This window comes from Ferrovibrio terrae (assembly GCF_943371255.1).
GTDB lineage: Bacteria > Pseudomonadota > Alphaproteobacteria > Ferrovibrionales > Ferrovibrionaceae > Ferrovibrio > Ferrovibrio terrae_B.
Genome location: NZ_CALRUC010000038.1, coordinates 26,315 through 32,700 on the forward strand (window position 1 = coordinate 26,315; position 6,386 = coordinate 32,700).

Below are 6,386 nucleotides of genomic sequence, written 5' to 3' on the forward strand. Positions count from 1 at the left end.
GAAGAGTCCGCTTTTGCGCTTTTCAGGATCGGCGGAATCCTTCTACTCTGAAAACTGAATCGCGGTAAGGGCGTGCGGCCCGATGCCGCAGATATTGCGGGGGATCACATGAAACAGACTGCGCGTCATTGGTTGCGTCGTATTGCAGTGGCACTGGTGGGCAGCATGCTGCTGGCCGCTGCGCTGCCGGCATCGGCCCAGGAACTGAAGATCGGCCTCAAGACCGAGCCAAGCTCGCTCGATCCGCATTATCATGCGCTGATCCCCAACAACCAGATCGCCTTCCATATCTTCGAGGCGCTGACCATGACGGATGCCGATGGCACCCTGTATCCGGGGCTGGCGACATCGTGGAAAGCGATCAGCGATACGGTGTGGGAATTCAAGCTGCGCCCGAATGTGAAATTCTCCGATGGCTCGCCGTTCACGGCCGAGGATGTGGTCTTCACCTTCGGACGCACCGGCAAGGTGCCGAACAGCCCGTCGCCGTTTACCATCTATTCCAAGCAGGTCATCGGCTTCGACATCATCGATCCGCTGACCATCCATCTCAAAACCGCAGCGGCAGCACCGGCGCTGCCGCTCGACATGTCGTTCATCGCCATCATGTCGAAAAAGGCGGCCAAGCCTGATGTGGCCGAAGGCATGACCACCGAAGGCCTCAACCAGGGCCAGGGCCTGATCGGCACCGGCCCGTTCAAATATGTGGACTGGAAGCGCGGCAACCAGCTGGTGCTGGAACGGAATGACAATTACTGGGGCGCCAAGCCGGCCTGGAAGACGGTCACTTTCCGGCCGCTGACCAACTCGGCCGCCCGCGTGGCTGCCATGCTGGCCGGCGACGTCGACCTGATCGAGGATCCGCCGACCGACGATCTCGACCGGCTGAAGAAAGATCCGAAGCTGCGGGTTTCGGAATTCGTCTCCAACCGCATCATCTATATCCACATGGACCACTTTGCCGAGCCCAGCATCGGCATTGAGGGCACCAACGGCAAGAATCCGCTGAAGGACAAGCGGGTGCGCCAGGCGCTGTCGCTTGCCATCGACCGCGAGGCGATCGGTGCGCGCATCATGGAGAATGTCGGCATTCCGGCCGGTGGCTTCCTGCCGCATCCGATGTTCGGTGCCGGCAAGGACGAGCGGCCCGACAAGTATGACCTGAACAAGGCCAAGGCCCTGCTGGCCGAGGCCGGCTATCCCGATGGTTTCAGCATTGCACTGGGTACGCCGAACGGCCGCTACATCAATGACATCAAGGTGGCCCAGGCGATCGCCGCGATGTGGACCCGCGCCGGCATCAAGACCAAGGTGGATGCCGCCGTGCCGCCGGTGTTCTTCAAGAACCGCGACGAGTTCAAATACAGTGCCTATCTGGCCGGCTGGGGTGCTGGCGAGGTGAGCAATTCGCTGCGCTCGCTGGTCGCCACGCCGAACCGTGAAAAGGGCATGGGCACCACCAACAAGGGCCGCTACTCCAATCCGGCCCTGGACGCCAAGATCGAGGAGGCCCTGCGTACCATCGATGATGGCAAGCGGTCTGCCCTGCTGCAGGAGGCGACCAAGATCGCCATGACCGATTATGCCCTGCTGCCGCTGCATTTCGAGAAATCGACCTGGGCGATGAAGACAGCGATCAATTATCCCGGCCGCAACGACCAGATGGTGCGCGCCGACTTCATCAAGCCGGCGAAATAGTCGTCGGCTGAAGCCGGTGAATACCGGCAACGGGAGGTAGGCGCGGGCGCAAGACCCAGCGTATGACCATGCGGCATATCATGCCATATCTGTTGACCAGCCTGGCGCTTATCGGCGCCGGGCTGGCAGCCCATATCGTCACCAGCATGACGGCGGTGGTGGCCGTATCGCTTTTCTTCGTCCCGGTCGTGCTGTTTTCCGCCCTGGCCTTCGGTCTCTTCCCGGCAATCTATGCCGCGATGGCGACCGTGATGCTGGCGGCATATTTCTTTTATGTGCCGATTTTCTCACTGGCCGTCGAAGATCCGGTCCAGATCGTCGACCTGATGATTTTTACCGGCGTTGCTGCCGTGGTCGGTCCGCTGGCCGATTGGGCGCGGCGGTCGGCGCGCCAGCTCAAGCAGCGCGAAATCCGCATGCAGCAGTTGTACGAGGTGGGGCGACATCTCGCCGCCGTGGCCGAGACCGCGCAGATTCCCCAGGCCATTGCCGAGCAGGTGATGCGCGTGACGGGCCGGCCCTGCGCCATCTTGTTGCCCGAAGAAGACCGTGGGCCGCAGATTTCCGCTCAGTCTGGCGGCGCAAAGTTTGTCGAGGATGATTTGTCTGCCGCCACCAGTCTCTGGTCGCCCGGACCGGCGAGAACGTCTCCAGATATGGTGGGCGGTGCCTGGAAGATGTATGTGATCCGGCATGGCGAACAGCCGGTCGGCATTCTGGCCCTGCATGGAGCGGGAAGCGCCCTAGAACCAGTGTTCATGGCGGCTCTGCTGGAGTTGATCGCCACGGCGCTGGAGCGGATGCGCTTGGCCGAACGCAGCGAGATTGCCCGCATTGACGCCAAGGCCGATCAGCTACGCGATGCGATCATCAGTTCTATATCGCATGACCTGCGCACACCGCTGGCTGCGATCCTTGGGTCTGCCTCCACGTTGGAAGGCTACGGCACTCTGTGCAGCGAGGCGGAACGGCAGGAACTTGCGGCGGCCATCCGTGAGGAGGCCGAGCGCCTGGAGCATTTCCTCGGACGGCTGTTCGACCTGACCCGAATCCGCGCCGGCCGCCTGCATCCGGTGCTGGAACCGGTAGACCTTGTCGATGTTGTGGAAGCAGCGATGCGCCGCTGTCGTCCGCTGCTGGCCGGCCATGAAAGCAAGGTCGAACTGGCGCCGTATTTGCCCATGGTATACAGCGATGCCATTCTGCTGCAGCAGGCACTGGTCAATATTCTCGAGAATGCCGCAAAGTATGCCGCGCCGGGCACCATCATCCTGGTTGGCGCCTTTCGCGCCGCTAGTCATGTCGAGCTTTTCATTCGTGACAGCGGGCGTGGCATGACGGCTGAGCAGAGCCGGCAAGTCTTTGACCATTTCTACCGGGCCACTGACCGTGCCGGAGAGCCCGGCGGCAGCGGGCTTGGACTGACCATCAGCCGGGCCTTCATTGAAGCCTGTGGCGGGAGTATCGTGGCTGAAAGCGCCGGCCTGGGTCAGGGTACCACTATGCGGATCAAGCTGCCTCTGGCAGAAAGCACGGCTGATGGTGGCGATGAAGCAGGCAGCGGGAAACACGGAGTCGCGGTATGAGCAATGCCAGAACCATTCTTGTGGTTGACGACGAGAAGCAGATTCGCCGCTTCCTGCGCACGGGTCTGGCGGTGCATGGCTATGACGTGATCGAGGCGGAATCAGGCACCGAGGCATTGCGCCTGGCGCCTACAAAAGCGCCGGATTTGGTGGTTCTCGACCTTCAGCTTGGCGATATGGATGGCCTGGATGTGCTGCGGCGTATCCGCGAATGGTCATGGATGCCGGTGCTGATCCTGTCGGTGCGCGACCGCGAGGTCGAGAAGGTGAAAGCCTTCGAGATGGGCGCCGACGACTATATCACCAAGCCTTTCGGCGTTGCCGAATTCGTTGCCCGGGTCAATGCGCTGCTGCGGCGCATTCCGGAAGTGGCGGTGCAGCCGGTTTTCAGCGTCGGCGACCTCAGTATAGACATGGCACGCAGGCAGGTTTCGCGTGATGGCGTCGAAGTTCGCCTGTCGCCGAAGGAATATGCGCTGTTGCAGCATCTGGCCCGTCATGCCGGAAAGGTGGTGACGCATGGGCAGATGCTCAACGAGATCTGGGGCAGCGATCATGCCGAAGATGCGCATTATCTGCGTATCTTTATGCGCAAGTTACGCCAGAAAATCGAACGCGACCCTACCCAGCCCCGGTACATCGTCACCGAACTCGGCATTGGCTATCGCTTGCGCGTGCAGGATCAGCTCGAAGCGCTCGCGTAAACAAAAAATATCTTCATATAAACGTCCTGTATCCATCGCGCACATTTCGCCTCCACCAAGGTCGGGGGGTATTTTTGACCTTGGTATAAGCCTATATGCCTGCTCGATAACCTATGCTTCCCGCATCGGACTGCATGCAATAGCAGCCGCAATTCAATGGGAAGGAAACAGGCATGACTGCCACCTACGCCGACGACGCGCGGCTCGTGTCACAGGCTGAAGAGCGCAAGGTTATCTTCGCGTCTTCGCTGGGTACCGTTTTCGAATGGTACGATTTTTATCTCTACGCCACCCTGGCGCCATTCTTCGCGGCCCTGTTTTTCCCGCCGGGCAATGAAACAGCTGCGCTGCTTTCGGCCTTCGCCACTTATGCCGCCGGCTTCCTGGTGCGCCCGTTCGGCGCCATCTTCTTCGGCCATATCGGCGATCTCGTCGGCCGCAAATATACTTTCCTTGTCACCATCCTCGTAATGGGCGGTTCCACCTTCGCCGTCGGCCTGCTGCCGACCTTCTCGGCGATCGGCTGGGCGGCACCATTCCTGCTGGTGGTTCTGCGTCTGCTACAGGGCCTGGCACTGGGCGGCGAATATGGTGGCGCGGCCACCTATGTGGCGGAACATGCACCGAAGAACGGTCGCGGCTATTCCACGGCCTGGATCCAGACCACCGCGACGCTGGGTTTCTTCATGTCTCTGGCGGTGATCGGTTTCTGCCGTGTCACCATCGATGCCAAGACCTTCGCGGACTGGGGCTGGCGCATTCCATTCCTGGTCTCGCTGGTTCTGCTCGCCTTCTCCGTCTATATCCGCATGAAGCTGAATGAGTCACCGGTCTTCAAGCGCATGAAGGAAGAAGGCAAGGGTTCGGACCATCCGATCCGCGACAGCTTCTTCAAATACCCGAACAACAAGTACGTACTCTTGGCGCTGATCGGTGCGACCGCCGGTCAGGGCGTGGTCTGGTATACCGGCCAGTTCTACGCGCTGTTCTTCCTCACCATCACGTTGAAGGTGGACTATCTGACCGCCTACACGCTGATCGCCATCTCGCTGTTGCTCGGCACTCCATTCTTCATCTTCTTCGGCTGGCTGTCTGACAAGATTGGCCGGTTAAAGATTATTCTGGCGGGCTGCCTGATCGCGGCATTGACTTACTTCCCGCTGTTCCAGGCTCTGACGCACTATGTCAACCCGGATCTGGAAGCTTTCCAGACCAAGACCGAGATCGTGGTCACTGCACCGAAGGATCAGTGCAACTTCCACATCTTCGTGGGTCCGTGGTCGAAGTTCACCGATTGCGACCGTGCCAAGGACTACATGACAAAGCTTGGCCTGTCGTTCAAGACGGTCGATGCGGCACCTGGTACTCCTGCATCCATCAAGATCGCTGATGTGACGATTCCGATGGATAATTGGGTGGCCAACAAGGCTGCAGCACAGATCGATGCCACCTTGGCGAAGACCGGCTATCCGAAGTCGGCCGATCCCGCCAAGATCAACTGGACCATGGCGCTGGCGATCCTGTTCGTCATGTTGCTCTACGTCACCATGGTGTATGGCCCGATCGCAGCCTTCCTGGTTGAACTGTTCCCGACCAAGATCCGCTACACCTCGATGTCGCTGCCCTATCACATCGGCAACGGCTGGTTTGGCGGCATGCTGCCGCTGCTGGCCACCGCCGGCGTGGCAGCTACGGGGAACATCTACAATGGTCTGTGGTACCCGATCGTCATCGCGGTGATGACCTTGGTAGTCGGTGCGCTGTTCCTGCGCGACAAAAAGGATGTCGACATCCACAACTAAATCCGGCGAATACCGGATACGGAAAGGGCCGCAGCAATGCGGCCCTTTTTCATTCCAGGTGGCCGGTGGCTTCCGATTTACAAGCCGTGCTTGGCAATCTCCCAGCCGGTATGGTTCAGGTTGCGGTTGCCGGCCTGAATGCCGATGTCTTCCAGCGTGGTGGCCATCGAATCGTTCCAGCGATTGAAGAACCCGAACAGGGCGATCACGCCGACAATTTCGACGATTTCATCGTCATTCCAGTGTTGGCGCAGGGCAGCCTGAATCTCGGGGGTCACTGCATTCGGCACGCAGGCGGCAGCCAGCGCAAAATCAAAGGCGGCCCGCTCGGCGGCACTGAAATGCGGGCTGGTCTGATAGTCCCAGATGTCGCGCAGCCGTTCGTGGCTGGCACCGAAACGTTCCGCCGCGAGGATGGTATGCGCCTCGCAGTAGCGGCAGCCGGCCGCATGTGAGGCGACATAGCCGATCAGGCGTTTCTGTTCGGCAGTGACGCGACCGCCATTCTCCATGACGGCCTGATTGAGTGCGGTGAAAGCGCGAGCGATCTGCGGCCGACGCTGCATGGTCAATACGCTGTTCGGCACCACACCGAG

General features: G+C 60.3%; 5 protein-coding genes. 4 read left to right on the forward strand and 1 reads right to left on the reverse strand.

Annotation, left to right across the window (positions count from 1 at the left end; translation table 11 throughout):
* Nucleotides 1-108: 108 nt before the first annotated feature.
* From AAG799_RS10315 to AAG799_RS10330, 4 genes are all read left to right on the forward strand, one after another.
* Nucleotides 109-1,698, forward strand: a complete 1,590-nt coding sequence (locus tag AAG799_RS10315) for an ABC transporter substrate-binding protein (RefSeq protein WP_341895746.1) — start codon at nucleotides 109-111, stop codon at nucleotides 1,696-1,698.
* A gap of 80 nt (nucleotides 1,699-1,778) precedes the next feature.
* A complete protein-coding gene (locus tag AAG799_RS10320; protein ID WP_341895747.1) occupies nucleotides 1,779-3,284 on the forward strand; it encodes an ATP-binding protein in 1,506 nt (501 codons plus the stop codon).
* Nucleotides 3,281-3,988, forward strand: coding sequence for a response regulator transcription factor (locus AAG799_RS10325; protein WP_341895748.1), 708 nt, complete (start codon nucleotides 3,281-3,283; stop codon nucleotides 3,986-3,988). Before AAG799_RS10320 ends, AAG799_RS10325 begins: the two co-directional genes overlap by 4 nt.
* 173 nt (nucleotides 3,989-4,161) lie before the next feature.
* Nucleotides 4,162-5,790 (forward strand): MFS transporter, encoded by a 1,629-nt coding sequence (locus AAG799_RS10330; protein ID WP_341895749.1) that lies wholly within the window; start codon nucleotides 4,162-4,164, stop codon nucleotides 5,788-5,790.
* 77 nt (nucleotides 5,791-5,867) lie between these two features.
* On the opposite strand, the gene AAG799_RS10335 is transcribed toward AAG799_RS10330, so the two are convergent.
* Nucleotides 5,868-6,386 (reverse strand): carboxymuconolactone decarboxylase family protein (locus AAG799_RS10335; protein ID WP_341895750.1); only part of this gene is annotated, 519 nt, incomplete at its 5' end.

Bases quoted from the DNA above. Each gene is read 5' to 3' on its own strand.
- AAG799_RS10320 (WP_341895747.1), top strand. From the start codon at position 1,779: ATGCCATATCTGTTGACCAGCCTGGCGCTTATCGGCGCCGGGCTGGCA.
- AAG799_RS10315 (WP_341895746.1), top strand. From the start codon at position 109: ATGAAACAGACTGCGCGTCATTGGTTGCGTCGTATTGCAGTGGCACTG.
- AAG799_RS10325 (WP_341895748.1), top strand. From the start codon at position 3,281: ATGAGCAATGCCAGAACCATTCTTGTGGTTGACGACGAGAAGCAGATT.
- AAG799_RS10330 (WP_341895749.1), top strand. From the start codon at position 4,162: ATGACTGCCACCTACGCCGACGACGCGCGGCTCGTGTCACAGGCTGAA.